We start from the raw sequence: 25,857 nt of genomic DNA on the forward strand, positions 1-25,857 counted from the left end.
AGGCCCAATTAACGTGGCTTTGCCATCAATAGCGGTATGACATTGCCTATTTTGTGCAGGCGCCTTCGCCAGCCCTCAATCCGCAGCGTCTCCCTCGAGGCCCGCGCGCACCAGCAGCGCCTGTGGATCCACCTTGTCCCACTGCCCCGGCTTGAGGAAACGCTTGGCAAAATCCCGATAGACTCGCTGCTCCAGCAGCAGCCGGTACAGGTCGGGGTCCAGATGGCCATCGCGCACCATGTCCGCCAGCAGCGCCAACGCCCGCGACAGCGTCATGGCGGCCTTGTAGGGACGGTCTGCTGCGGTCAGCGCCTCGAACACATCGGCCATCACCATCACTTTTTCCTCGAGGCTCGCTTCCTTCAGCTTCAGGCGCCGAGGATACCCCGTACCATCCATGCGCTCATGATGATTGCCGGCAATCGAGGGCACCTGGCGCAGATGCGCCGGCCACGGCAGCGCCTCGAGCATCATGATCGTCTGGATCACATGCTCCTGAATGCGAAAGCGTTCGACATCATTGAGCGTACCGCGGCGAACCGACAGGTTGTAAAGCTCGCCGTGATGACCCGCCAGCGGACAGGGTGACATGTCAAACTGCCAACGATTGTCCGGATCGCCGCGTTCCACCGCGGGCCGCGAGCGATGCCAGGGAATCTCGTGGCGCGGCAGATCAGCAAGCAGGCGCTCCTCAGCGGGCAGACGACGTACCGGCTCCCGCGCCATGCGTGCCAGCTCATCCCGAGACAGCCCCAGGCGATCGTCAAAGTGGCGCCACCAGCGCCACTCGGCGATCGTGGCCAGTCGCTCGAGCAAGGCGTCACTGATGGCTTCGCCGCCACGATTGGCCTCTGCCACGCACTCGAAAGCGGCGGTAAGCTCTTGCTGGCGGGCATGCCGCCGCCGTTCGAGAATGACTGGATCACCACCGTGAGCCCGGCCCTGCCAATAGGCCACGTCGGCATCTCGCCACAACACGTCGAAGCGAGTGCGGATTTCATGAATGCGATCATGTCGGGCTTCCAGCTTGGTGGCCTTTTCCATCACCTCGTCGGGAATGGCCAGCTTGCCGCAATCATGCAGCCATGCGGCCAGATGAAAGGCACTGCGCTGGCGCTGATCAAAGTGGACCTCGGCAAAGGCCCCCGAATCCGCTCGCTCTATGGCATTGACGATCAACTCCGCCAAGGCGGGGACCCGCGAGCAATGACTGCCGGTATGCGGTGACTTGGCATCGATGGCACGGGCCACCAGCTTGACGATGCCGTCCAGCAGACGCGCCTCGCCCTGGAGCAACCTGCGCAGGTCAATGGCCACCGCCGCCGCGGACGACACCTCCTTCACAAAGGCACGCCAGTGCAGGTCATCGTCGTCGGTCGAACGCAAGGCCACCGCCAGCAGTCCCAGAATCGCCCCCTCTCGATTGCACAGCGGCTGCAGCAGATAGCCGTGCCGATCAAAGTCAGCCGCAAGCCGCGCCAGGGCACCTTCGGGGGACCCTTCAAGTACCAGCTCCGGTGCCCTGGGATCGCTGTCCCGGTCACGGGCCTCACCCGACTGCGCCACGCGCTCAAAGCGCCTCTCGTTGTGTTCATCGGCCAGATAGATGGCGCCGGAGCGGCTGCCAGCACCCTGCAGCAAGTCTTCGAGGATACTGGTCAGCATCGGTGCCAGCTGCGGCTCGCTGTTGAGTACGCGGGTGATGCGCCCAAACCCTTCCACTCCCCGGGACAAGCGCCCCAGGGCCAGACTCAGCCCCCTGACCTCCGACACTCGCGAGCTCACTCCGTGACAACCGGCGAAGTCGTAGCGGCCCAGCGCTTCCACCTGCTCGGACAACCGCTGCAGCGGCCGGCCAAGACGCCGTCCCAGGACCAGCCCCAGCGGCAGTAGCGCTAGCGTCACCATGCCGGCCAGTACCGAGCTTTCGATGATCATCTGCCCCGCACCGGCGGACAGCTCCTCCTCAGGCACCACCGCCAATAGCTGGGTGGGCTGGTCCCCCAGACGTGCAAACGGCAGCACCAGCCCCCACCAATGACGCCCTTCGTGCTCTAGTCGCACAGGGCTTTGCTCGCCCGAGGGTAGGTGCTCTCGCGTGTGTTCCAGCGCTCTCAACTTTCGTAGCACGGGAAAATTCAGCTCGTCGATCGATGCCAGGCGGCCATCCGTGACCGCCCTGCTCGACCCTGGCTGATCGAGCGGGGCAATGCCAGGCGTCGCGTTCAAGGGCGAGCTGGAGGTCGTGGATGCGCTGGAGGAGGAGTTGGCTGGGTTGCTGACAGGGGTGCTGGCTGAGGCACTGAGAGTGTCGTCTTCAGCGCTGTGGATGGTGGTCGCCAGCGCCTGCCCCGTGTCCGTCACGATCGCCATGCGGGTGCCCGGAGTCAGCCGCAGGCTGTCCATTCCCAGGCCGAGGTCCTGGGAGGCCACATCGAGCCCCACCACCACCTCGCCATGACGTCGTGCCATGCTGATGCCGATCTCGCCTGTGTAGTAGAACGCGTAGGGCGCCGTCAGGTAAGACGTTCCTTCCCTGCTGGCCCGCTGAAACCAGGGACGTGTACGCGGATCAAAGAAGTACTGAGCCAGAGGCTCTCGCCCAAGCGGACTCAGCCGCTGATCGTACAGTCGCCATTCGCTGGCGTCCGCGGCGCTGGTATCCCCCGGCACGACCAACGCCAGGTAAGCGGCGTCGGGGTGATGGGCAAGCTCCGGCCGCACGCTCTCCATCATCCGCTCCACGGACCGAAACATCACGAAATCGCCGTCACCATTGGCCATGTAGACGGCGTCAATCAGGCGGTGGGCGGCCAGCGCAGACGCCATCAGCGGACGTTGCTCCAGCCAGTCGCTGGCGCTACCGGTGGTACCACTTGCCAGCATGTCGATGGCGACCTGGGACGGCCTGACCAGCGCCTGGGTATGTGCCTCCAGGGTGCTGACCAGCTGATGCGACGTTTCTTCCAGGGTCGCGCCCAGGGTGCGCTGGGACTGATGCCAGGAAAACCACAGCAGCGCGACCGCCATGACCGTCATGACGGCCGCGATGACGACGCCGATCAGCCACTGCATCGAGACGACGAAACGCTGACGGTGCATGATCGAGCCTCGTATGTACGCCGGGGCGGCTGCCTAGGGGGAATCCTCGCGCGCAAGGGCGCAACGGGCTCCTACAACTATATGCAGCATCGATACTTTTTGCCTGCTTACACCGCCATGAAGGGGAGGCTAGGGGGTCAGCACCCCAGGTGGGAGGACGCCGCCCGTGTGGCACGCGCCTTGATCGCCGCCAGATCGACATCATCGCGCTGTCGGCTCGCGACAAAGCTGTCGGCGTAGCGACGCCATACGCCGCTATCCAGCAGCAGCAGGAAGAGCTGGGCATCCAGGTGTCCCTCGCTGACCATGTCCGCCAGGATCTCCAGCGCACGAGACAGGGAAAGCCCGACCTTGTAGGGACGATCAGAGGCGGTCAGCGCCTCGAACACGTCGGCCAGCGCCATGACGCGCTCTTCAATGCTGGCCTCGCTGAGCTTGACCTGGCGCGGGTAGCCGCGGCCGTCCATGCGCTCATGATGATTGCCGGCGATTTCCGGCACCCGCCGCAGGTGGGCCGGCCACGGCAGCGACTCGAGCATGATGATGGTCTGGATCACATGCTCCTGCATACGAAAGCGTTCGACATCATTGAGGGTGCCGCGAGGCACGCTCAGGTTGTACAGCTCGCCCTGGTGCTCGGCCAGGGCTGGGGGCTGCATGGCAAAGCCCCAGCGGTTGAGGGGATCTTCCGGGTGCACCGGCGGACAGGCGCGCTGCCAGGCCAGGCGATGACGGGGCTGATCAGCGAGCAGCTGCTCCTGGGCTGGCAGCGGGTGCACCGGCTCATCGACCAGCTGGGCCAGCTCGGCCTTGGACAGCCCCAGCCGATCATCGAAATGCCGCTGCCAGCACCAGCTGCCGATCTCCACCAGGCGCTGCTGCAACGCTTCTCCCATCGTCTCGCCGCCCTGGTTGGCCCTGGCGACACAGGCGAAGGCATCGCTAAGCTCCTGGCGGCGCTGTAGACGCGTCTCTGCCAGGGTTGTCGCATCACGGCCCTCGGCCAGCCCCCGCCAATAGTCCACATCAGCGTCCCGCCACAGCACTTCAAAGCGGGTCCGCACTTCATGAATCCGGTTATAGCGGGTCTCTAGCTTGGTGGCTTTTTCCATGATGTGGTCAGGGGTGGTCAGCTTGCCACAATCATGCAGCCAGGCGGCCAGATGAAAGGTCGCCCGCTGGTCATCGCTCAGGCTGATGGCGGCGAAAGGCCCCTGGGTGGCCTTGTCCACCTCGTCGATCAGCATCTCGGCCAGCTGCGGCACTCGTGAGCAGTGGCCTCCCGTATGGGGAGACTTGGCATCCGTGGCCTTGGCCACCAGCTGGATCATCGCATCCAACAGGCGAGCCTCGGCTTCCAGCAGGCGCCGCATATCGATCGCCACCGCCGCTACCGAGGAGACTTCGGCGACAAAGTTGCGCCAGCGACCATCGTTGTGATCGCGCCGTGGGCGAGCCAGCAACAGCACGCCCAGGCGCTTGTCGGCACGATCACGCAGCGACTGCACCAGATACCCTCTCGCCTCCAGCTGTTCGCGCACCTCGGCCAGTGGGCCACTGGCAGTGGCAATCTCGAGGGTCTCGGGCAGCGGCTCCGATGCGTCAGCGCATCCTGCTTCGGCGGTGGCCACGAAGCGATCAGCCCGAACCTCGTCGGCCAGATAGATCATGCCATGGTGGCTACCGGTCACGCTGAGCAGCTCCCCGAGTATCGCCTCGAGCATGGCATCAAGGCCCTGCTCGCGCCCCAGTATCCGGTTGATCTGCTGAAACTTGCCCGCTCGGTGCACCAGGGTGTCCAGAGCCCGGGACAGGTGCGATACCTCACTCACCCATGACTCCACGCCACGATAGGCCTCCAGGTTGAAATCCGAGATAGTGCGCACCTGCTGGGCCAGGGCCCGTAGCGGTCGTCCCAGGCGATGGGCCAACAGGATGCCCAACGGTACCATCAGCGTGACCAGACCGAGAGACAGCAACAGGCGATGCCACAGTGATTCCCGCATGCTGGCCATCAGCTGGGCCTCTGGAGTGGCCACCAGCAGCCAGGCCAGGCGACTGCCCAGCATGTCGAATGACAGCGCCAGCCCCCACCACTGCTGGTCGCCGTGAGCAAAGCGCACTGGCCGCTCAATGACATTCAGCGATCTCAGCGTCACCAGCGGGGTATCGCCAAGATCGCTGAGCGTGGTACCCGGCAGCGGCGCCTGGCCCTGGTCGATGTCATGCGCCAACAAGAGCCCATCCGGCGTGGTGATGGCCAGACGAGACCCGGGCTCGGTGGAGAATCGCTGAATCTCGCGGCCCAGGTCCTCTGAGGTCATGTCGATACCCAGCACGGCCCGGCCGCTGTGAGAACGTTGCGACAGGGTGACTCCCTGCTCGCCATTGGTGAAGAAGGTATAAGGGTCCGACAGGTGCGGCAGAAAATCGGTTTCCGCGTCGCGATACCAGGGGCGCGTCCTCGGGTCGAAGCCGTAGTCGACCACCGGATACCGACGCATCTCGCGCAGTTGGCCATCCAGCACCTGCCAGTACCCTTCCTCCTGCCGGCGACTGGCCAAGCCCTGCGGCGTCGCGGAGTCGCCGTGCAGGACCAGTGTCAGGTAGATACCGCCGGTCAGGTCAACCTCGGCAGGAATGGCCGTGGGAGAAATACGCTCGATCAGCCGTACCATCAGGAAGTCGCCGGTGTCGCTGCCGATGTAGGCGCTGCCGAGTACCTCCTGGGCCCCTACCGCGGCCGCCAGCAGCTGCAGCATATTGGCGCCGCTGGTGCTGTGGAACTTGTCCACATCCGCTTCGCTGACCAGCACCCCGAGCATGGCGCGAGCGGGCTCCAGCAGAGCCTGGGTTCGCACTTCCACCATCGTCGACAGCTGCTGACTGGTCCGCTCCAGCGACTGCACCAGCGAGGCTCTCGCCTGGTACCACGACTGCCACAGCAACAGCCCCGCCAGCACCAGCATCATGCCGACGATGGAGGCAGCGATCAGTAGCTGTATGGGCTGTTCTCGATGGAAAGGCAGGCGCATCAAGACGACTCGAAAGAGGCTGTGGCTGGGTGACAGGAATCTATCACTCTATGCCAATTCGCCGTCCTGGGGGCCTGGAGAGACTACCTACTCGGCGGTATATCGCTCGCTTCTTTTGTCCTTGCAGGCACTGGGACAGAGCGCCCCAAGGGCCCCCGGGGCGCCTTCATGGCTCACGCCAGCAGGCGTGACAGACCTAACCACACCAGGCGCAGAGACAGCGCCGTCAGCACCAGTCGAAAGCCATGATCGAAGCGATGCTCAGAGAGCCGGTTGAGCAGGCGCAGTCCCAGCCAGGTGCCGACCACGCCCATGGCAACCATCGCGACGATCAACGCCAGCCAATCGGCAAACAGAAAGCCGGCCGCCCCGAAGACGAATGCCTTGGTGAGATGCTGGAAGGTCATGCAGGCCGCAAAGGTGGCCACGGTGGTCTGGCGAGGATTGCCATGCTGCTTGATGAAGGCCGCCACCATGGGTCCGCTGGCGCCGACAAAGCTGGACAACAAGGTCGTGACAGCGCCAGCGATGCCGGTACCCCAGCGCCCTAGCGCCCGCTTGGGCAGGCCGGGACCCCACAGGGTGTAAAGGACGAAGGCGGCGATGGTCAGTTCCAGCAGGCCTGTCGGCAAGCGAATCAGCAGCCAGCTCGCGACCAGGGCCCCCACCACCGCACCCGGGAGAAACGCCAGCAGCAGCGGCCAGTGGAGGTGACGCCAGCTCATGACCAGGCGCCCCCCATTGGAACCGAGCTGGACCATGCCGTGGACGGGAATCAGCGCAGCTGCCGGCATCACCTGAGCCATGGTCACGATCAGCAGCGTGCCTCCGCCTACCCCGAGGGAGGCGCTGATCAGCGAAGTGAACCCTGACAGCAGAATCAGCCCCAGGCTGACGAGCGGCGGCAAGGGCGACAGGACGGCAAGCCAATCCATGGCAAGGGACTCCAGCAAGATGAGGCGAGGTCCCTTAGCCTACCTTAGATCGCAGGGTCGTGGCGTAAGCCTCGCGAGTCAGCTCACGGCATGCTCAGACATGGAACTGCCAGAGATCGACCGTTCAAGCATCAATACCCAGGGCAGCCAAGGACGCACGCTCCCGGCAAGCATAGTGGTCAAGCTCATCGATGACCGGTGCCCCCAGCGCCAGCTCGAACGCCTCGCGGTTGGCATTGCCCTGGGTCACGGCGCTAGCTTCACCGCCCAGGTTGGACTGGAAGATGCCGGCCGCCGACACCGGCAGGAAGTCCTCGTAGGTCAAGGGGTCGGCCACGACCTTGCCGGCAGCGATCCACTGCTCGAGACCGGCTCCGTCGTCAAGCTCCGCCACGGCACGGTAGTGAAAGTAGGCCAGCCCCTCCCGGCGCAGCACGCTGTCATCGTCGGGGAAGTCCGCAAACACCTCGGCAAGGCGACGCTGGTGGGCCTCGTTGTCCAATCCCTTTGTGGCCTCGCGAGACTCGGCCAACAGCCGGTCGTAGAGTGCCCTGCCCTTTGGCGTCAGGGCAATGCCTCGCTGCTCGATCTCGCCAAACCGCGCCGTATGCGCCCCTTGATCAGCGCCGAGAAAGTGCGTGGTTTCCTCCAGCGCCTTGAAACTGGTCTGGCGCAGCAGGATCGGCACCTGGCGCCGAGGCGGTCCCTCGATCACCGCCTTGGGTGTCATGCCATGGGCGGGCATCCGCCGCTGCGCCTCATCGATATCCAGGGTGCGGGGCGTCAGATGGTTGATGTGCGGGCCGCGGAAACACACCACGTCTGCGATCAGACGGTGTGCCGCGTGCAGGCGATCATAGGTAGCGCGATCCACCGTCGCGTCATGATGCCAACGAAACGTCTCCAACGCCTCAGCCACGAAGCGGTCGGCCTGGGCATCGGTCAGCCCGCCCTCGGCCTCGTGGATGGCGATCAGCTCACGCACGCCAGGGGTGAAGATATCTCGCTGGCTGAGGATATCGCTGGCCAAGTCCCTCAGTTCGGCGTCTTCGATCAGATCCAGGCGCAGCAGCGAGGTGAACAAGCGAAACGGGTTGTGGCTCAGGGCGGACTCGTCAATCGGCCGGAAAGCGGTGGAATGTACCGGCACCCCGGCCTCGGACAGGTCGTAGTAGCCCACCGGGAACATGCCCATTACCGCGAAAAGCCGCCTCAACGTTGCCAGTTCTTCGGCGGTACCCACCCGAATGGCGCCATGCCGCTCCACGTCCAGACGCGACAGCTCACCGCTGGCCTCAAGTCTTGCGGCCAGTGCCGGGTCGGCGGCCAGGGTGTCCCGGTTCACCTCGGCCACCAGGGTCAGCAGGGCGCCATACTGTGGTACCTCTGCCTGATACATGTCCGACATGGCGCTGGCAAAGCGCTGGCGAATCTCGTTGGCGGTCACGATATCGGCTGACATTCCGGCAAGTCTCCTGACTAGAGCGATGGACCCTGCGATGAGACCAGAGACAAATAGCCGCCACAAACGAAAAAAAACGCTGCTAGCATGAAAAAAAGGAATACATAACACCGCACCGACCCCCCGATAGGGCGGTTGGCGGGCCATATCGATCCCGGCAATCGTCATGCTCGGCCTTGTCAGTCCAGAAACTTATGAAACCCAGACACCTTCCCTCTACCACGACCCTGCTGTGCTTTGAAGCGGCGGCCCGCCATCTGAGCTTTACCCGGGCAGCCCAGGAACTGGCGATGACCCAGAGCGCCGTGAGCAAACAGGTCGCCCAGCTGGAAACCCTGTTGCAGCACGCCCTGTTCCGCCGTCTGCGCCGTCAGCTGGTGCTGACACCGGAGGGCTCGCTGTACCTCTCAGAGGTGCGCAAGATCCTGGCGCAGATGGAAATGTCGACCAACACCATCCTGACCTACCACGGTGCCGGTGACGTGCTGAAAGTCGCAACCCTGCCCACCTTCGGAAGTCGCTGGCTGGCGCCGAGATTACCTGACTTTCTGCAGGCTCATCCCGACATCACCCTGCATCTGAGCGACCGTAGCGAAGCCTTCGACCTGACCGGCGACGGTATCGATGTGGCCGTGTTTCACGGCCACGGGCGCTGGCCGGGGCTGGACTGCCACTGGCTATGCGATGAGGAGGTGGTAGCGGTTGGGGCACCATCGCGCTTGCCACGTACCCCGGAGCTGGATCAGGTTCGGCTGTTGCATCTGACGACGCGGCCTGACGCCTGGCATCGCTGGTTCGCCAACCAGGGCATCCATCGTCAGCGCAGCTACCACGGCGTACGGGTCGACACCTTTCATACCTTGATTCGGTTGGCCATCGAGGGCGCTGGCCTGGCGCTGATTCCACGCCTGCTGATCGAGCCGGAGCTCGCCGATGGACGCCTCGCCCTCGCCTCGCCACGGGTCATGAGCAGTGCCGACGCCTACTACCTGGTGACGCCGGAACCACTGGGCGAACTGGCCCGCGTTCGGTGCTTCATCGAGCACCTGACGACCGCCGCCGGCGGCCGCCAGGACCACGCGGTGGGCGACCCCGTCAGTGACCCAGAATCTGGCTGAGAAACAGCTGGGTGCGATCCGACCGGGGGTTGTTGAAGAACTCCTCGGGAGGTGCCTGTTCGATGATCTGCCCCTGATCCATGAAGATGACCCGATCCGCCACGGTCTTGGCGAATCCCATCTCGTGGGTCACGCAGAGCATGGTCATGCCCTCCCGCGCCAGCTCGATCATCACATCCAGCACTTCCTTGATCATCTCCGGGTCCAGCGCCGAAGTGGGCTCATCAAACAGCATCACCTCCGGGCGCAGGCACAGGGCACGGGCGATGGCAACGCGCTGCTGCTGACCGCCGGACAGCTGGCCGGGATACTTGTGGGCCTGGTTGGCGATCTGCACCCGTTCGAGAAACTCCATCGCGGTCGCCTCGGCCTCGCGCCGGGGCTTCTTCTGTACCCAGGTCTGAGCGATGCAGCAGTTGTCGAGCACCGATAGATGGGGAAACAGGTTGAAGTGCTGGAACACCATACCCACGTGACGGCGAATCTGTTCGATACGCTTGACGTCCTGGGTCATGTGAACCCCACCCACCGTGATGCTGCCCTGCTGGTGCTCCTCCAGATGGTTGATACAGCGAATCAACGTTGACTTGCCGGACCCGGAAGGGCCGCAGATCACGATGCGCTCACCCGGTTTGACGCTCAGGTCGATATCCCTGAGCACGTGAAAATCTCCATACCACTTGTTGAGTCCGCTGATCTCGATCATCGGCGCATCATTGGTGGCTGCACTGGTCGCTTGGGCCGTCATGGCGGCGTCCCCCTGTCACTTGTCTTGGTATCGGCCAGGAGACACCCCATAGGTGCCTCCGGCCCGCTGTTGTCAGTGCCCGGTATGCAGGCGACGTTCGATGTACTGGCTGTACCTGGACATGCCGAAGCAGAAGATCCAGAACATCAACGCAGCGAACACATAGCCCTCGGTGGCAAAACCCAGCCAGTTGGTATCGGTGAGCCCGGCGCGAATGATCGCGAGCAGGTCGAACAAACCGATGATCAACACCAGGGACGTGTCCTTGAACAGGGCGATGAAGGTGTTGACGATGCCGGGAATCACCAGCTTCAGCGCCTGGGGCAGGATGATCAGCCCCATCCGCCGCCAGTAGCCAAGCCCCAGCGCCTTGGCCGCCTCTTCCTGGCCGCGTGGAATGGCCTGCAGACCACCTCGCACCACCTCGGCCATGTAGGCGCTCCAGAAGAACATGATGCCGATCAGCGCCCGCAGCAGCTTGTCGAACTCCACCTCGCTGGGCACGAACAGCGGCAACATCACCGAGGCCATGAACAGCACGGTGATCAACGGCACGCCTCGCCAGAACTCGATGAACACCACCGACAGGCTGCGCACCAGAGGCATCTGCGAGCGACGCCCAAGCGCCAGGATCACGCCCAGGGGCAAGGAGCCGACAATCCCCACGATGGCCACCGTCAGGGTCAGCATCAGGCCGCCCCACTGCCGGGTAGGGACGGCAGGCAAACCGAAGCTGCCGCCCAGCAGCAGCACCCAGGCGATCAAAGGAAAGCCGACCAGGGCAAAGATCACGACCCAGCGCTTGGCCGGCATCCGCGGGATCACCAGCCAAGCAATGGTCGCCACCAGCAGCGCCAGGGTGATATCCACCCGATAACGTTCCGCCACGGGATAGAACCCATAGACGATGGTCTCGAAGCGAGCGCTGATGAAGACCCAGCAGGCGCCCTCACCGGTACAGGCGTCGCGGGTAGTGCCGATCCAGTCGGCGTCGATGATGGCCCACTGCACCAGCGGCGCCAGCGCCCACAGCATCACCACCAGGGTGATCAGCGAGACGACGGAATTCAGCGGGGTGGAGAACAGCCGGCTGCGCAGCCAACCGCTGACACCGTGCCGCGACACGGGAGCTGGCCGGGCCGCGATCATGGTGTGCTCGGTGGAGAGCGCTCCCGGCACGAGCGAATCGTCGCTCGGCGGATGGATCGGCGACTGGGAAGGAGGCTTGGGGTGGTCAGTCATCTTAGCGCTCCTTCAACAGGGTGCGGGCGTTGTAGACGTTCATCAACGCCGACACCACCAGGCTGATGGTCAGGTAGACCGCCATGGTCATGGCAATGATCTCGATGGCCTGGCCGGTCTGGTTCAGGCTGGTCCCGGCGAACACCGCCACCAGGTCGGGATAGCCGATGGCGGTGGCCAGCGACGAATTCTTGATCAGGTTCAGGTACTGACTGGTCAACTGCGGCACGATCACCCGCATGGCTTGGGGAATCACCACCTTGCGCAGGGTGATATTGCCTGGCAGGCCGATGGCCCGGGACGCCTCGACCTGCCCCTTGGGTACCGACTGGATGCCGGAACGCACGATTTCCGCGATGAACGATGCGGTGTAGATCGATAGTGCCAGCCACAGCGCCATCAACTCAGGAATGATGGTGACACCACCGGCGAAGTTGAAACCCTTGAGGGCAGGCGTCTCCCAGCCGAGCGGCATACCGCTGGCGACAAATACCACCAGTGGCAAGCCGATGATCAGCCCGGCACCGAGCCAGTAGACGGGCAAGGCCTTGCCGGTGCGCTGCTGCAGGCGTTTGGCGTAGCGTCCCAGCACCACGACCGCAACCACTGCCACCAGCACCGCCAGCTGAGTCAGTCCAAAGCCCGGCTCCGGCACCGGTGCCGGTACGATCAGCCCTCTCACGTTGAGAAAGAAGGCCTCGAACAGCGACAGGCTTTGACGTGGGCTGGGCAAGGCCTGAAGTACCGCGAAGTACCAGAACAGGATCTGTACCAACAGGGGGATGTTACGAAAGATCTCGACAAAGGCAGCGGCCAGACGGGCCAAAAGCCAATTGGGCGACAGCCTGGCGATGCCCACAGCAAAGCCGATAAGGGTGGCCGCAATGATCCCGAGCGCCGACACCAGCAGCGTATTCAAAAGCCCCACCACGAAGGTACGGGCATAGCTGCTGTCGCCGGAATAGTCGATCAGCGTCTGGGGAATCGAGAAGCCGGAGCGCTCGCCAAGAAACGCAAAGCCAGTGGTGATACCCCTGGCCTCCAGGTTGGTCAGGGCGTTGCCAATCATCATCGCGATCAGTGCCACAAGGCCTGCCAGCAGCAGCGCCTGAATGATCAGCGCACGAAAGGCGGGGCGCCGCCACAGCGGCGTCCGTTCAATAGGGGGGGTGGACATGGTGGCATCACTCGATCCGCAGGAACTCGGACGGCCCCGGCACTCGCCAGGGCCGCGTCGTACGGGGGGCTGAGCGAGGCCGTTCACCGCCCTCGCTCAGGGCGCTAGCAACCCCGCAGGGTCAAGACGGGCCTGGTCAGGCCCGCCCTGGTCTCAGCGGATCGGCGGCGCGTAGAGGATGCCACCCTCGTTCCACAGCGCATTCATGCCACGGCTGATGCCCAACGGAGAGTTCTCGCCGACGGTATCGGCAAACACTTCACCGTAGTTCCCGACCTGAGACACGATGTTGTAGGCCCAGTCATTGGACAGGCCAAGCTGCTCACCGTAGGTGCCATCAACGCCGAGCAGACGCGCCACCTGGGGGTTGGGCGGATCATTTTTCATTTGCTCGACGTTGTCGCGGGTGATCCCCAGCTCCTCGGCATTGACCATGGCGAAGACCGTCCACTTGACGATATCGAACCACTGGTCGTCACCCTGGGCGACAACCGGGCCCAGCGGTTCCTTGGAAATCAGCTCGGTCAGGATTTCGACGCTGTCAGGCTCCGGCAGCTGCAGGCGCAGGGCGCTGAGCTGAGAGGTGTCCGAGGTGAGCACGTCACAGCGGCCGCTGGCGAAGCCCGACGCGGTCTGGTCTGGGGTATCGAAGGTCACGGTGTTGATGTCGATGCCCTTGGCCGGGAAGTAATCCGCCAGGTTGAGCTCGTGGGTGGTGCCGGACTGGATGCAGATAGAGGCGCCGTTCAGGTCCTCGAGGCTGCCGATGCCCAGATCCTTGGCCACCATGAAGCCCTGACCGTCATAGAAGGTGGTGGTGGTGAAATTGAGTCCCAGCGAGTTGTCACGGGTCGCGGTCCAGGTGGTATTGCGCGAGAGCACATCGATTTCGCCGGACTGCAGCGCGGTAAAGCGCTCCTTGGCGGTCAGCGGGGTGTAGACCACCTTGTCGGCGTCACCGAATACCGCAGCGGAAATCGCTCGGCAGGTTTCTACGTCGAGACCCTGCCACTTGCCGTTTTCATCCGGCGAGGAAAAGCCCGACAGGCCCACGTTGACGCCACAGTGCAGCTCACCGCGAGAGGACACGTCGTCCAGGGTGGCCGCAGAGGCACTGCTGGCAGCGCCAAGCGCCATGGCAGCAGCTGCAGCAAGAGAGAGGTTCAGCAACGTCTTGTTATTGTGTCGCATGGATTCAGCTCCAGAGGTGTATGGAAGCCCGGCGTGAGCCGATGCACTGGTCACGCGGGGTCTCCGTGTGGGCGTAATGCACCTTTCCACTATCCGAGCCCGACCCTGGCGGGTCAATCCTGACTGCGACGATTGTTTTAAACGTTGGATTGAAGCAGGCACCTTTCGGCCAAGCCTGTCAGCCATCCGATCGCCGGCCCAGCGGCGCCGCCTGGCGCCGGCGGAGGGCCTGGCCAGTCAATGCGAGGTGCCCTCTTCGTAGTGGGTCTTGTTCCACACGTTGTACTTGCCCGATGGCTTGTCCATGGGAATGCGGGTGATTTCCTCCAGGGAGTCGGCGTCGTAGGCGATCACCGCGCCATCGCGCTCCCACAGGCTCAGCAGCAGCGTCTCGCCGTTGCGGTCGAATTCCACGTGGGCAGAGGTCTTGCCGGGCTCAGGGATCAGCGTCTCGACGATCTCGAGGCGGTCCTTGTCGATCACGTGGACGCGGTCCCGGTTCGGGCCAAAGAAGACATCGGTCCAGGCGTAGCGGGAGTTGGCGTGACTGCGCATGAAAAAGCCGGGGCCGTCGGTATGCAGCGTCTTCACCAGGGAGTAGTCGTCCATATCGATGATCGACACTTCTGCCTTGGCCAGGTGGGGAATCGCCATCACCCGGCGACCGCCGGTCTCCCAGGTAATCCCGGAGCCCAGGTGCGGCATCCCTGACAGCGGCAGGTCGGCGAGCTTGGCACCGCTGTTCAGATCGATGACCATGGCGCCGCTGCCGCCCCGGGAGGCACCAATCAAGCGCCGGTACTCGGGGTCAAAGAAGAAGTCGTCCAGGTAGTCCGGCACGGGAATCCGGCGCACCTCGAAGCTGTCCGTCTCGGGCAGGCCAGCATCACTGAGCGGTTCGGCCATATGGCCGGTAGCCACCACCGGCTCCGGAGCGACCGGCCAGGGGATTTCCCAGGCTTCCTTCACATCCTTGAGCGCGGCGATGAAACTATGACGAGGAGGCGCGGCATAGACGGCGCTGACCCGGGAGCCATGACCCTCGCTATCGACGGCGGGATAGACCCGCAACGGGTCAAGCTCGTGGGCATCGAACAGCACCAGATTGCCCGGCAGGGTGTTGGCGGCCATCACATAAAGGCCGTCGGCAGACACCGCGATATTGCGCATATTGATGCCTGCGCGCACTTCTGCCACTACCTCAAAGTGGTAGAGGTCGAACTTGGTGATCCAGCCATCGCGGGAGCCGAAATAGACATAGCGACCATCGGGGCTGTACTTGGGACCGCCGTGCAGGGCAAAGCGGGTAGGAAAGCGGGCCAAGCGCTCGAAGGTGTCACCGTCCAGCACGCTGGCATGGTGATCGCCGGTCTCCACCACCACAAACAGATTCAGGGGATCAGCGTCGAACTCGGGGCTGTCGTCGAGGCTCCCCAAGGGCTGCGTCACCACCTGACTGGCACGGATGTCGTCCAGCGTCCAGTCCGGCGTTACCGGCGGATCACTGAGTACCCAGTCGCTCAGGGTATCGACCTGTGCGGCGTCCAGAACATCGGCAAACCCCGGCATCTGGGTGGCCGGGCGTCCCTCGGCAATCACCTGCCGCACTTCCTCGGGCTTGATCCGCCCCAGGTTCTGAGGCAATAGCGCCGGCCCCATGGCACCCAGGCGGTCGGCCCCATGGCAACTGGCACAGTGTTCCTGATAGAGCGGCGACGGTGCCACACTGCCGGCGGTGGTCGCCGCCATGGCCAGCCCAGGCATCACACCCATGAGCGCCACACCGAGCAACCCTGCGAGCTTCATGCCACCGCCTCCGTCAGACAGCCTGCGTCGAGGCGTGCAGCCAGTGACACCACTTCACCCACCACGATCAGCGTAGGCGGCGTCAGCGACTCGTCGCGGATAGTATCCGGCAGGCGGTCCAGGGTCGTGATGATCCGTCGCTGCTGGGGCGTGGTGCCGCGTTCGATCAACGCCACCGGGAGCCGTGACGGCATGCCGTTGGCCAGCAGCTCTTGGCGAATCAGCTCGGCATTGGTCAGCCCCATATAGAACACCAGGGTATGCCGACGCCTGGCCAGCGCGGGCCAGTCCAGGTGCAGGCTGCCATCGGCACGGGCATGCCCAGTGACAAAGGTCACACCCTGCGCGTAGTCGCGATGGGTCAATGGAAAGCCCGCGTAGGCACTGCAGCCCTGGGCCGAAGTGATGCCCGGCACGACGCGAAACGGAATACCGTTGTCCACCAGCATCTCGGCCTCTTCACCGCCGCGACCGAAGATGAAGGGGTCGCCACCCTTGAGACGCACCACGCGCTTGCCGGTCACCGCCAGGCGTACCAGCAGCTGGTTGGTCTCGTCCTGGGTCAGGGCATGACAGCGCGACGCCTTGCCGACATAGAAGCGCTGGGCCGCCTGCGGCGCCAAGGTCATGATGTCGGGTGACACCAGGCGGTCGTAGACCAGGCAGTCGGCCTGGTTGAGCAGGCAAAGAGCTCGCAGGGTGAGAAGCCCAGGGTCGCCGGGGCCTGCGCCCACGATAGCGACTTCTCCCGGGGAGAGTGGCGCTTCACCGAGTTGCTCCTTGAGGGCTTGGATAAACATGGTGGTCTCCCGTTCAGGCGGACGTCAGAATCATCGAGGAAGAGGCGTCAGCCACGCCGATCTCTTCGTTACTGAGGTAGCAGCCCGGATCCTCGGCCCAGGCATCCCCCTGAGTCTTGAAGGCACGTACCCGCGTGTTGCCATTGCAGATGGCCAGATAACGGCAAGCGCCGCATCGCCCCTTGAGCGGGCGTGGTCGGGTGCGGAACCCCAGCATCAAGGGGTCATCGGCCTGGCGCCATATCTCGGAGAAGGGACGGCTGCGGACATTGCCGAGGTGGTGATCCCACCAGAAGGAGTCAGGATGAACGTTGCCGAGGTTGTCGATATTGGCGATGTGTTCACCGCTGGCGTTGCCGCCCCAGGCGCGCAGGCGCGCCTCGAGATCGACCACTCGATCCGGGTAGTGCTGGCTGGCCCAGCGCAGCAGGAAGGGCCCATCGGCATCGTTGTTGCCAGTGACGTACTCGCGGGTGATACCGGCGACCAGCTCATCCCGGCAGCGCTCGAGCAGCCGCGTCATGGCATCCCGGGTCATGTCGTGCCAGGCATCGTGCTTGCGATGACGATGCCCGCGGCCCCCGTAGTTGAGGTGGGACAGGTAGAACTTGTCCACATCGTGATCGGCGGTCAGCGCCAGAATGTCATCGAACTGGGCATGGTTGTCCCGGGTCAGGGTGAAGCGCAGCCCCACCTTGATGCCGCGATCCTTGCACAGCCGCACCGCGGCCAGGGAATCGCGGAAGGCGCCCTTGCGCTGGCGAATCTGGTCGTGGGTCGCCTCAAGCCCATCAATGCTGATGCCGACGTAGTCGTAGCCGGCGTCCTGGATGGCGTCGATATTGTCTTCAGTGATCAGGGTGCCGTTGGTGGATAGCCCAATATAGAGCCCCAGCGCCTTGGCATGGCGGGACAGGGTGAAGATGTCCGGCCGCATCAACGGCTCGCCCCCGGACAGAATCAGCGCGGGCACATGGAACGCCTTGAGGTCATCGAGCACCCCCAGCGCCTCGTTGGTGGTCAGCTCGCCGGCGAAGTCGATATCCGCCGATACGGTGTAGCAGTGACGACATGTCAGGTTGCAGCGGCGAATCAGATTCCAGATCACCACCGGCCCCGGCGGCTGGTGCGCGGGAGGCAACGGTGCCGGATGCAGCAGGCTGTCGATGTAGCGGGTTACTCGGAACATGATGCCTCCCGTTGCCGACGCGTCAGCCTCAGTCCCGTCTTCTTGAGAATGCGGGTGCTGAACAGGATCTGATGGTCACGGCAGGCGTCTCCCATCAGCTCGCGCAGTTGCTCGGCCTGGCGCTCGACCTCGTCACGCTGATGGCCATGCAGCATCACGAACAGGTTGTAGGGCCAGTCGGGGCCGCGGCGGGGTCGACGGTAGCAGTGGCTGACGCCGGGCCATTCCGCCAGACGACGACCGATATCAGCTATCCGCGCGTCATCGATGTCCCACACCGTCATGCCGTTGGCCAGGTAGCCCAGCCGGTAGTGGTTGGGCACCGCCGCCATGCGCCGCAGCACTCCCGTGAGCAGCAGTCGCTGAAAGCGCGCCAGCACTTCCTCGCCACACATGCCGATACGCTCGCCGACTGCGGTCCAGGGGTCGGCCACCAGGGGCAAGCCGTCCTGGGTCGCCTCGATCAAGGCAAGGTCAGCATCGTCCAGACGCCGGCCTGCGCTGGCCGCCGTGCGATCCTCAGACCGGTAGATGGAGATGGACATGGAACTCCTCCTCCTTGGGCAGATGAATGACCTCGTAACCGCTGGCACCTTCGATTCCCGTGATCACCTCGGCGGTACGCCCAGGCTCGTCACTGGCGATCACGAACCACAGGTTGAAGCGGTGTTCGCGCTGGTAGTTGTGCGCCACCTCAGGGCAGGCATTGACGATCGCTGCCACCCGCTCGACATCGTGCTCGGGCACCGCCATGGCGGCCAAGCTCAGCGCGCCGCCCATGCGTTCAGCCTGAAACATCGGCCCGAAACGACTGAGCACGCCGCGTTCGAGCAAGTCGCGCAGGCTGTCAAGCAGTTGCCGAGAGGTGATGCCAAGCTCCTGGGCCAGGTCACCGTAGGGGTCTGGCGTCAGCGGTACGCCCCGCTGCAGCCGGTTGATGATGTCGCGCTCTTGCTGGGTCAGCTTGGCCACCACATCAACGTGGGCACTGGTGGTTCCGTCCGTGGAGCCGTGATTCGAGGCAGTCATCTTCATGGCTCCTCCGGTAGTGGATGGGGCGATACCGCTCAGGGCATCTCTGGGGTAAAGCGACCGCCACGCTGGCAATAGGCGCGGCGGCTAAAAAGTATCTGGTGCTCGACGTGCTCGAGCGCGTGGCGCTGGATCAGAGCAGCGATCTGGGCCTCGACGCGCTCGCGACGGACCCCGTGAATCATGCAGTACAGGTTGTAGGGCCAGTCCGGACGGCGCAGGCGCTGGTAGCACAGCGTGACCTGGGGCTCACTGGCCAGGCGGCGACCTACCTCATCGACGCGTTCGTCCGGCAGATTCCACACCACCATGGCATTGGCGGTAAGGCCCAGACTGCGGTGGCGTACCACCAGACCGACACGCTTGATCAGGCCACTGTGCTGCCAATAGCCGATCAGCGCGCGCACTTCGCCGACGCTCAGTCCCGTTTCCTCGGCCAGCGCCTTGAACGGCTCAGGCACCAGCGGCAGGCCCTGCTCCAGACAGGCTCGCAGCCTGGTGTGACGCCAGTCCTGCTCGTGTGGCGCCCCCGCCAGGGCATGTTCGCTTAGCCCTTCCAGCAGTTCTCGGGATAGCCCTTGGGATAGCCCTTGAGACAGCCCTTGAGACAGCCCCAGGAATCGCCCTGCGGTGGCCTCCGTCATGCGTCCTCCAGTTCTGTCCAGGGCAGAGCAAACGCCAGATCGATATGAAAGCTCTGCACCATGGGTAAGCGCAGCAGCGGCGTGTGCAGCTGGGCCTCGAGCCGCGTCAGTCTGAGCTCGAGGCTGGTGTCATCCGGTGCGGTGACCACGAACCACAGGTTGTAGCGGTGCTCGCGCCAGTAGTTGTGGTTGACCCCGGGGCAGGCGCTGATGATGGCGGCCACCGCCTCGCGGCGATGGTCTGGCACGGACACGGCCACCAGCTCACTGGCACCGGCCTGACGGTGATTGAATACCGCTCCTACGCGTCCGATGATGCCCATCTCGGTCAGCCGGGCCAGACGCTCGATCAGCGCCTGTTCCGTCACCCCCAGGGACTCGGCCATGGCCGCATAGGGTCGCTCCACCAGGGGCAGCCCGCGTTGATAACGATCAAGCAGTCGGCGATCGACGTCGTCCAGACATGCCACCAGGCCGTCGGATGTCATGGTCACCTCCCGAGCTAGGCTCAATGACAGGCGGGCCGCCATCACGGCGGCCCACCCTGACGTCAGTAGACGTCGTGCTGGGTGTTGTAGACGTTGAACTTGCCGGTCGGCGTGACCAGTCGCTCGTCCTTGATGACCGCCTCAAGCTCAAGCGTTTCATCGTCCACCACCACCAGGGCGGAGGTCTGATCGGCGGTGTTCCACACCGAGAACCAGACCTCGTCGCCAGCGCGGTTGTATTCCGGCTGAACCACCCGCTTGGGCCCCTCACCCAGATCGGCCCATTCGGCGATGGGCAGCACGCTAAAGCCCTCCTCCAACGCATTGACGTCATACACGGCAACGCTCTGGCTGATCGCTTCGGCCGGGTTCAGCGCGGTGTCCACATACAGATGCTCGGACTCAGGATGGGTCTTGATGAACAGCGAACCACCGCCCTGTCCTTCCAGGGTGCGCACCACCTGCCAGGCCTGATCAGGGTGACCCTCCGGGTCGGTGCCGATCAGCGAGATGGTGTTGTCGCCCAGGTGGCTGGTCGCCCACACCGGCCCGAACTCGGGGTCGACAAAGTTGGCACCGCGTCCTGGATGCGGGGTCTTGCCCACGTCGACGATGGCTTCAAGCTCGCGCTCCTTGGCGTCGATCACCACGATCTGGTTGGATTGGTTGGCGGCGGTCAGGAAGTAACGACCGGTGCTGTCCCAGCCCCCATCGTGCAGGAAGCGAGAGGTCTCGATCTCGACACTGGAAAGGGCGTCCAGATTCTCGTAGTTGACCAGGCGAACCTTGCCGGTTTCCTTGACGTTGACGATGAACTCCGGGTGCTGATGAGAGGCGACGATGGCGGCAACCCTAGGCTCCGGATGGTACTCCTGGGTACCCACGGTCATGCCCCGGGTACTGACGATCTTCATCGGCTCCAGGGTCTCGCCGTCCATGATCACGTACTGGGGCGGCCAGTAGGTACCGGCGATGGCGTAGCGGTCTTCGAAGCCTTCGAACTTGGAGGTCTCCACCGACCGGGCTTCCAGGCCTACCTTGATTTCGGCAACGGTAGTCGGCTCTTCCATCCACAGGTCGATCATGTCGACCTTGGCATCCCGGCCGATCACGAACAGGTAGCGCCCCGAGGCAGAGATCCTGGAAATGTGCACCGCGTAGCCGGTATCGATGACCTTGACGATCTCCTTGCTGTCGCCGTCGATCAGGGCGATCTGGCCGGCGTCACGCAGGGTGACCGAGAACAGATTTTCGAGGTTCAGGTCGTTCAGCTGCTCGGTGGGACGATCTTCCGGTGCGACGAATACCGTCCAGGTGTCCTTCATGTCCTGCAGGCCATACTCCGGGGGCACCGGTGGCTCGTGCATGACATAGCGGGCCATCATGTCGATCTCGCCGTCGCTGAGTTCGCCTGACGTGCCCCAGTTGGGCATGCCGGCGGGCGAGCCGTAGGTGATGAAGGTCTTGAGATAGTCGACGCCCCGTTCCCGAGTGATATCCGTCGTCAGCGGCTTGCCCGTGGCCCCCTTGCGCAAGACACCGTGGCAACCGGCACAGCGCTCGAAGTAGATCTCCTTGGCGTGTTCGAATTCCTCCCGCGACATGGCGGGGGCGCCCTCCTCGTCGGGCATCATCACCGCAGCAGGGTCGATGCCCGATGGGCTGCCCTGATAAGCGGACTCCTCCGGGGACAGGGTCTTGTCGGCGCCGTAGGCGCTGCCCAGGCCGGCGATCACTATGGCGATCGCTGCGGCCAGGGGCTTGAGAGTCGTGACGCTGCTGGTCATCGTTTCACCTCGAGTCATGATCCACGTGTCTTTCACCCGGGGCCTCGGCTGAGCCACAAGGTGAAAATGTCGCCAGGTGTTTGCCACTCTTTTTGTGCGCGCTATTGCTCTTTTCTCGCAAAACTCTTGTCATCATTTGGCGCTATCAACACGCTGGACGAGAGCCCTAGGGGCACCCGCCATCGGCGATGTTTCTCCTTGCCATTATGGAAACGCGCATTCCCGACAATTTCACTTGGTCTCTTGCTGACTCTTGATCCTCATCAACTATTTCCACCCTTTCTGGCAATCAGCCATATTTATATTTATTTTCAAACACTTATCGAAAATAGACCTCTCAAATTACTGTCGCAAAAAGATAGTTTCATGCCATTTCAAGCAAGATATTGACGCGTATCATCTAACCGTTTTCCTGGACATCGACAGATCTTTGAAACTGGACTACTCAATACAACTTCTTTCCATCACTGACGCTTTCAATGGAAAAACAACGATCCATATCAATACATATTCTTGATGAATCTAGGACACTGGCGAGCGCAACAGGTCCATCGCTAGAGGCAGTGTTTCCATGGCATTGCGATATGTTTTTCGCCACTTCACCCGGTTAGCGCCAGCTCGGTGCGGGGGGTGGGTAGTGCGACCCTATCCACATCAACGGTTGGTGAAGCACTGGGCGGCGGCAAGTCGGATGCCAGCCCGCTTGGCGACAGCCGGTCTGATGACCGCTGGCCTGATGGCAGCAGGCCTGCTGCTGAGCCCAACCTCCATGGTCGCGGCGGCGACGCCTGCGGCCGACGGTGTCGACCCCGCAGCCCTCGATAACCTGCTGCACCAGGACTGCGGGTCCTGCCACGGCATGACCTTGAAGGGAGGGCTTGGCCCCCCCCTCACCAGCGAGCGACTGTCTGCCTATGACACCGACACGCTGACCACGCTTATCCTCGATGGCCTGCCCGGCACCGCCATGCCGCCATGGCGTGGCGTGCTGTCCCCGCAGCAGGCCCACTGGATCGCTGAAGCCCTGAAGCATCAGCCTGCTGCTCCCCAGGAGTCTCCATGACCACCACGCTTTCCCGCTTCGGGCACGGCTCCCAACGTGACGCGAGCACCGTGACTGCGTCACCGGCGCCCACGTCACCCACCGCCCTGTCGCCCGCCTTATCCACCGCATGGCGGAGTTGTCGCGCCATGCTGTCGCTTGGTCTGATGCTTGGTCTGGTGCATGGCCTGCTGCTGGGCTCGGGATTTGCCATGGGACAGGATCGTCCCGAGGACACCACGACGATCCACACGACCGACTCGCTTGGCACGTCACCTTCCCCCGCTGCACTGCCAGAAGACACCGACGCCTGCCAGCTGCGTGCCACCGGAGGACTCGGCGTAGTGGTGGAGCGGGCAGATGGCCGACTGGCGCTGGTGGACCGCCGCGCACACAAGGTGATTGGTCGCATCGAGGGGCTTGGGGATCTGTCCCATGCCTCGGTGAAGTTCTCAAGTGACGAGCGCTACGCCTATGTGTTCGGGCGTGATGGCGGGCTGACCAAGGTGGACCTGCTGTGCGCACGTATCGCCGCCCGGGTCATTCAGTCAGGCAACAGCATCGGCGGTGCGATATCCCAGGACGGGCGCATCGTGGCGGTGGCGAACTATGAGCCCGGCGGGGTCAAGCTGTTCGACTCGGATAGTCTGACGCTGCTGGCCGAGGTCCCGGCACGCTATCCATCGGGCGGTCAGCACAATGATCAGCACAACAGCGGTCAGCACAACAGCGTTCATGAAGCCCTGTCGAAGGTGGTCGGTCTGGTGGATGCGCCAGGACACCGCTTCGTCTACAGCCTGTGGGAGGCAGGCGAGATTCAGATACTCGACACGACGCCCCTGGCCAGCGGAGAGGCGCCCACCGTCACCCGCTTTACGCAGATCGGTGACCGACCCTACGACGCCTTGATCGACCCTATCGGCCGCTACTATGTGGCGGGACTGTTCGGCGAGGACCACCTGGCCCGACTCGACCTGTGGCACCCGGAGCGCGGGGTCGAGCCGGTGCTTTCCGGCTACCGTCAGGGCGACGAGTCACTGCCGGTCTACAAGATGCCGCACCTGGAAGGCTGGACCATCGCCAACGATCACGCCTGGTGGCCGGCGGTAGGCCGCCATGAGGTGCTGATGGCCAGTCTGGATGACTGGCAGCTCGAACGCCGTATCGCGGTACACGGCCAGCCAGTGTTTGTCATGAGTCGCCCGGACCAGCGACAGCTGTGGGTCAACTTCGCCTATCCGGATAACGACATGGTCCAGGTCCTCGACAGCGAGAGCGGAGAGATCATCAGGTCACTGACGCCAGGCCAGGCCGTGCTGCATATGGAGTTCAGTCCTCGCGGCGAAGAGGTATGGATCTCGGCCCGTGACTCCGACCAGGTGGTGGTCTATGACACCGCCACCTTCGAGCTTCTGGCGACTCTCGATATCGCCTCACCGAGCGGCATCTTCTTCACCGACCGCGCCCACCGCATCGGCCTGTAGGCCCAGGAGACAAGGCATGCCGAGTCGCCCCCTGTCACAGGACAGCAACGATCACCACCCGCCGTCTGCCTCTCACTCGCAACAGCGTCGGGTTCTGCTGCTGTATGCCCTGATGCTGGGCAGCGTCATGGCGGTGGTGACGGCCCCTGTCTGTGCCCTCGTGGCGCATCTGTGGCTGTTGCTGCGACGCCCCGCCGCTGCCCTGCTCCTCAGTCATCTGCGCTTTCAGCTGGCGACCTTCTGGTATGGCGTCGCGGCTGGCCTGGTGGGGCTTGGCCTGTGGCAGCTGATCGGTACCGCCAGTGAGGCCCTGGCACTGAACGGATTTGCCGGCTGGGTCTATGGCTACGCGGGGATTACCCTGGCGCTGATCTGGATGGTGGGACGCTGCGCCCTCGGCATTCGCCGACTGTGGGCGCAGCAAGCGATTCCGCGTCCATGGTCGCCATGGTTTGGGGGCTGTCGCATTCGCTTCACCGACGCGCCGCCACACTGATACGTCATGGCGAACCTCAAGCGACGGCGTGATATCGAAGGCCCCAGCGATAAGCGTCCCAGCGCTATGCCCAGCGATAAGAGTCCCAGCGCTATGCCCAATCCGGGCTGGGGCCCGCTGTCGGGCCTGCCTGGCAACCCGCTGATGTGGGTGTTGATCCTCAGCGAGCTGCTGGTCTTCGCGGCCTTCTTCGGTGTGTTTGCCTGGCACCGTGCGAACGCACCGCAGTCCTTCTTGCTCGGCCAACAGCATCTCGCGCCGCTGATCGGCGGTCTCAATACCCTGGTATTGCTCACCAGCGGCCTGGCCGCAGCGCTGGCCGTCGATGCCTCCCGACAACCACCTTCTGCGCGACAGCGACGCCGCACCCGTCAGCGGCTCTGGATCGCCATGGCGCTGGGTATCCTGTTCTGCGTGATCAAGGCTTTCGAATATCACCTCGAGTTCTTTACCAGCCCAATACCCAATAGCGCCACCTTCTTCACTTTCTATATCGGTCTGACCGGTTTTCATGCGGCACACGTCATGTTTGGTCTATGCCTGCTGGCCATCGCCGCCTGGCGCCCACACCCCCATACGGTGGAGACCGTCGCTGCCTTCTGGCACATGGTGGACCTGATCTGGGTGCTGCTTTATCCGCTGCTGTACCTGGTGAGATGACGCCATCGACACCCGTACCGAAGGGACCACGACCATGCACCACGACCTGCAACGACGCCGCTGGCGAACCTGGGCGCTACTGATGCTGATGACGCTGCTGGCCATGGCCAGTAGCGCCCTGCATCGGGGCGAGTTGCCCTGGTGGGGCCTGACGCTGGTGATCGGCGCCAGCCTGATCAAGGCGCAACAGATCCTGGCGAACTACCTCGACCTGCGTATTGCCCCTTCCGCCTGGCGCGGCGGACTCTTGCTCATGGTCGGCGTGATGGGACTTTGCCTCGCGGCGGCGGGCTTGCTGCCGCGCTGGCTGGCAATGGACTGATGCGGCCTCGCTGCCAAGCCCCCCCGCCAGAAACAGCCCCACTGAAACAGACCCGGCCGAAACAGACCTGCCCGAAACAGACAAAACACGACCAACA

At 63.7% G+C, this 25,857-nt stretch carries 22 protein-coding genes; 6 read left to right on the forward strand and 16 right to left on the reverse strand.

Annotated features, from left to right (window positions below):
• Positions 1-75: 75 nt before the first annotated feature.
• The 4 genes from KUW18_RS19685 to KUW18_RS04095 all read right to left on the reverse strand — a co-directional run bounded on the left by KUW18_RS19685 (position 76) and on the right by KUW18_RS04095 (position 8,534).
• On the reverse strand, positions 76-3,102 hold the full coding sequence (locus tag KUW18_RS19685) for an HD domain-containing phosphohydrolase (RefSeq protein ID WP_261396412.1): 3,027 nt from the start codon (positions 3,100-3,102) through the stop codon (positions 76-78).
• 137 nt (positions 3,103-3,239) lie between these two features.
• The gene (locus KUW18_RS04085) at positions 3,240-6,137 is read right to left on the reverse strand and encodes an HD domain-containing phosphohydrolase (protein ID WP_222560856.1); all 2,898 of its coding nucleotides are present in this window, start codon (positions 6,135-6,137) and stop codon (positions 3,240-3,242) included.
• Between the two features lie 173 nt (positions 6,138-6,310).
• Positions 6,311-7,072, reverse strand: a complete 762-nt coding sequence (locus KUW18_RS04090) for a sulfite exporter TauE/SafE family protein (protein WP_222484688.1) — start codon at positions 7,070-7,072, stop codon at positions 6,311-6,313.
• 124 nt (positions 7,073-7,196) lie between these two features.
• A complete protein-coding gene (locus KUW18_RS04095) occupies positions 7,197-8,534 on the reverse strand; it encodes a VOC family protein (protein ID WP_222560857.1) in 1,338 nt (445 codons plus the stop codon).
• 194 nt (positions 8,535-8,728) lie between these two features.
• Between KUW18_RS04095 and KUW18_RS04100 the strand changes: the two genes are divergently transcribed.
• On the forward strand, positions 8,729-9,652 hold the full coding sequence (locus tag KUW18_RS04100) for a LysR substrate-binding domain-containing protein (protein WP_222560858.1): 924 nt from the start codon (positions 8,729-8,731) through the stop codon (positions 9,650-9,652).
• On the opposite strand, the gene KUW18_RS04105 is transcribed toward KUW18_RS04100, so the two are convergent.
• The 12 genes from KUW18_RS04105 to KUW18_RS04160 all read right to left on the reverse strand — a co-directional run bounded on the left by KUW18_RS04105 (position 9,630) and on the right by KUW18_RS04160 (position 21,756).
• Entirely contained in the window at positions 9,630-10,358 is a 729-nt protein-coding gene (locus KUW18_RS04105) for an amino acid ABC transporter ATP-binding protein (RefSeq protein WP_222561037.1), read from the reverse strand. The two genes, KUW18_RS04100 and KUW18_RS04105, sit on opposite strands and share 23 nt — an antisense overlap.
• A 114-nt stretch (positions 10,359-10,472) precedes the next feature.
• The gene (locus KUW18_RS04110; protein ID WP_206943951.1) at positions 10,473-11,549 is read right to left on the reverse strand and encodes an amino acid ABC transporter permease; all 1,077 of its coding nucleotides are present in this window, start codon (positions 11,547-11,549) and stop codon (positions 10,473-10,475) included.
• A gap of 94 nt (positions 11,550-11,643) precedes the next feature.
• A complete protein-coding gene (locus KUW18_RS04115; RefSeq protein ID WP_206943792.1) occupies positions 11,644-12,819 on the reverse strand; it encodes an amino acid ABC transporter permease in 1,176 nt (391 codons plus the stop codon).
• Positions 12,820-12,972: 153 nt separating this feature from the next.
• Positions 12,973-14,010, reverse strand: a complete 1,038-nt coding sequence (locus tag KUW18_RS04120; RefSeq protein ID WP_206943790.1) for an amino acid ABC transporter substrate-binding protein — start codon at positions 14,008-14,010, stop codon at positions 12,973-12,975.
• Positions 14,011-14,247: 237 nt separating this feature from the next.
• Positions 14,248-15,816: a nitrite reductase gene (locus KUW18_RS04125; RefSeq protein WP_261396414.1), complete on the reverse strand. Its 1,569-nt coding sequence runs from the start codon at positions 15,814-15,816 to the stop codon at positions 14,248-14,250.
• Positions 15,813-16,616: a uroporphyrinogen-III C-methyltransferase gene (gene cobA / locus KUW18_RS04130; protein WP_222484692.1), complete on the reverse strand. Its 804-nt coding sequence runs from the start codon at positions 16,614-16,616 to the stop codon at positions 15,813-15,815. The genes KUW18_RS04125 and cobA overlap by 4 nt, the downstream gene beginning before the upstream one ends.
• Before the next feature lie 13 nt (positions 16,617-16,629).
• Positions 16,630-17,805: a heme d1 biosynthesis radical SAM protein NirJ gene (nirJ, locus tag KUW18_RS04135; RefSeq protein ID WP_222560859.1), complete on the reverse strand. Its 1,176-nt coding sequence runs from the start codon at positions 17,803-17,805 to the stop codon at positions 16,630-16,632.
• Entirely contained in the window at positions 17,793-18,350 is a 558-nt protein-coding gene (locus tag KUW18_RS04140) for an Lrp/AsnC family transcriptional regulator (protein WP_222560860.1), read from the reverse strand. Before KUW18_RS04140 ends, nirJ begins: the two co-directional genes overlap by 13 nt.
• Positions 18,325-18,834, reverse strand: a complete 510-nt coding sequence (locus KUW18_RS04145; RefSeq protein ID WP_222484850.1) for an Lrp/AsnC family transcriptional regulator — start codon at positions 18,832-18,834, stop codon at positions 18,325-18,327. Before KUW18_RS04145 ends, KUW18_RS04140 begins: the two co-directional genes overlap by 26 nt.
• A gap of 38 nt (positions 18,835-18,872) precedes the next feature.
• The gene (locus KUW18_RS04150; RefSeq protein ID WP_222560861.1) at positions 18,873-19,481 is read right to left on the reverse strand and encodes an Lrp/AsnC family transcriptional regulator; all 609 of its coding nucleotides are present in this window, start codon (positions 19,479-19,481) and stop codon (positions 18,873-18,875) included.
• Complete coding sequence (locus KUW18_RS04155) at positions 19,478-19,969, reverse strand: Lrp/AsnC family transcriptional regulator (protein WP_224851949.1); 492 nt, start codon at positions 19,967-19,969, stop codon at positions 19,478-19,480. Before KUW18_RS04155 ends, KUW18_RS04150 begins: the two co-directional genes overlap by 4 nt.
• A gap of 62 nt (positions 19,970-20,031) precedes the next feature.
• The gene (locus KUW18_RS04160; RefSeq protein WP_206943782.1) at positions 20,032-21,756 is read right to left on the reverse strand and encodes a nitrite reductase; all 1,725 of its coding nucleotides are present in this window, start codon (positions 21,754-21,756) and stop codon (positions 20,032-20,034) included.
• 691 nt (positions 21,757-22,447) lie between these two features.
• Here KUW18_RS04160 and KUW18_RS04165 point away from each other — a divergent pair.
• The 5 genes from KUW18_RS04165 to KUW18_RS04185 are packed head-to-tail and all read left to right on the forward strand — an operon-like array spanning position 22,448 to position 25,760.
• Positions 22,448-22,819 carry a c-type cytochrome gene (locus KUW18_RS04165; RefSeq protein ID WP_261396415.1) on the forward strand — a complete coding sequence of 124 codons (372 nt, stop codon included), beginning with the start codon at positions 22,448-22,450 and terminating at the stop codon, positions 22,817-22,819.
• Positions 22,816-24,282 (forward strand): cytochrome D1 domain-containing protein, encoded by a 1,467-nt coding sequence (locus KUW18_RS04170; RefSeq protein ID WP_315900639.1) that lies wholly within the window; start codon positions 22,816-22,818, stop codon positions 24,280-24,282. Before KUW18_RS04165 ends, KUW18_RS04170 begins: the two co-directional genes overlap by 4 nt.
• A gap of 16 nt (positions 24,283-24,298) precedes the next feature.
• A complete protein-coding gene (locus tag KUW18_RS04175) occupies positions 24,299-24,778 on the forward strand; it encodes a hypothetical protein (RefSeq protein ID WP_222560862.1) in 480 nt (159 codons plus the stop codon).
• A 6-nt stretch (positions 24,779-24,784) separates the two neighbouring features.
• Positions 24,785-25,438, forward strand: a complete 654-nt coding sequence (locus KUW18_RS04180) for a cytochrome c oxidase subunit 3 (protein ID WP_261396416.1) — start codon at positions 24,785-24,787, stop codon at positions 25,436-25,438.
• A gap of 34 nt (positions 25,439-25,472) precedes the next feature.
• The gene (locus KUW18_RS04185; protein ID WP_222560863.1) at positions 25,473-25,760 is read left to right on the forward strand and encodes a cytochrome C oxidase subunit IV family protein; all 288 of its coding nucleotides are present in this window, start codon (positions 25,473-25,475) and stop codon (positions 25,758-25,760) included.
• Positions 25,761-25,857: the final 97 nt, after the last annotated feature.

Source organism: Halomonas sp. DP5Y7-2, assembly GCF_019802025.1.
Classification (GTDB): domain Bacteria; phylum Pseudomonadota; class Gammaproteobacteria; order Pseudomonadales; family Halomonadaceae; genus Halomonas; species Halomonas litopenaei_A.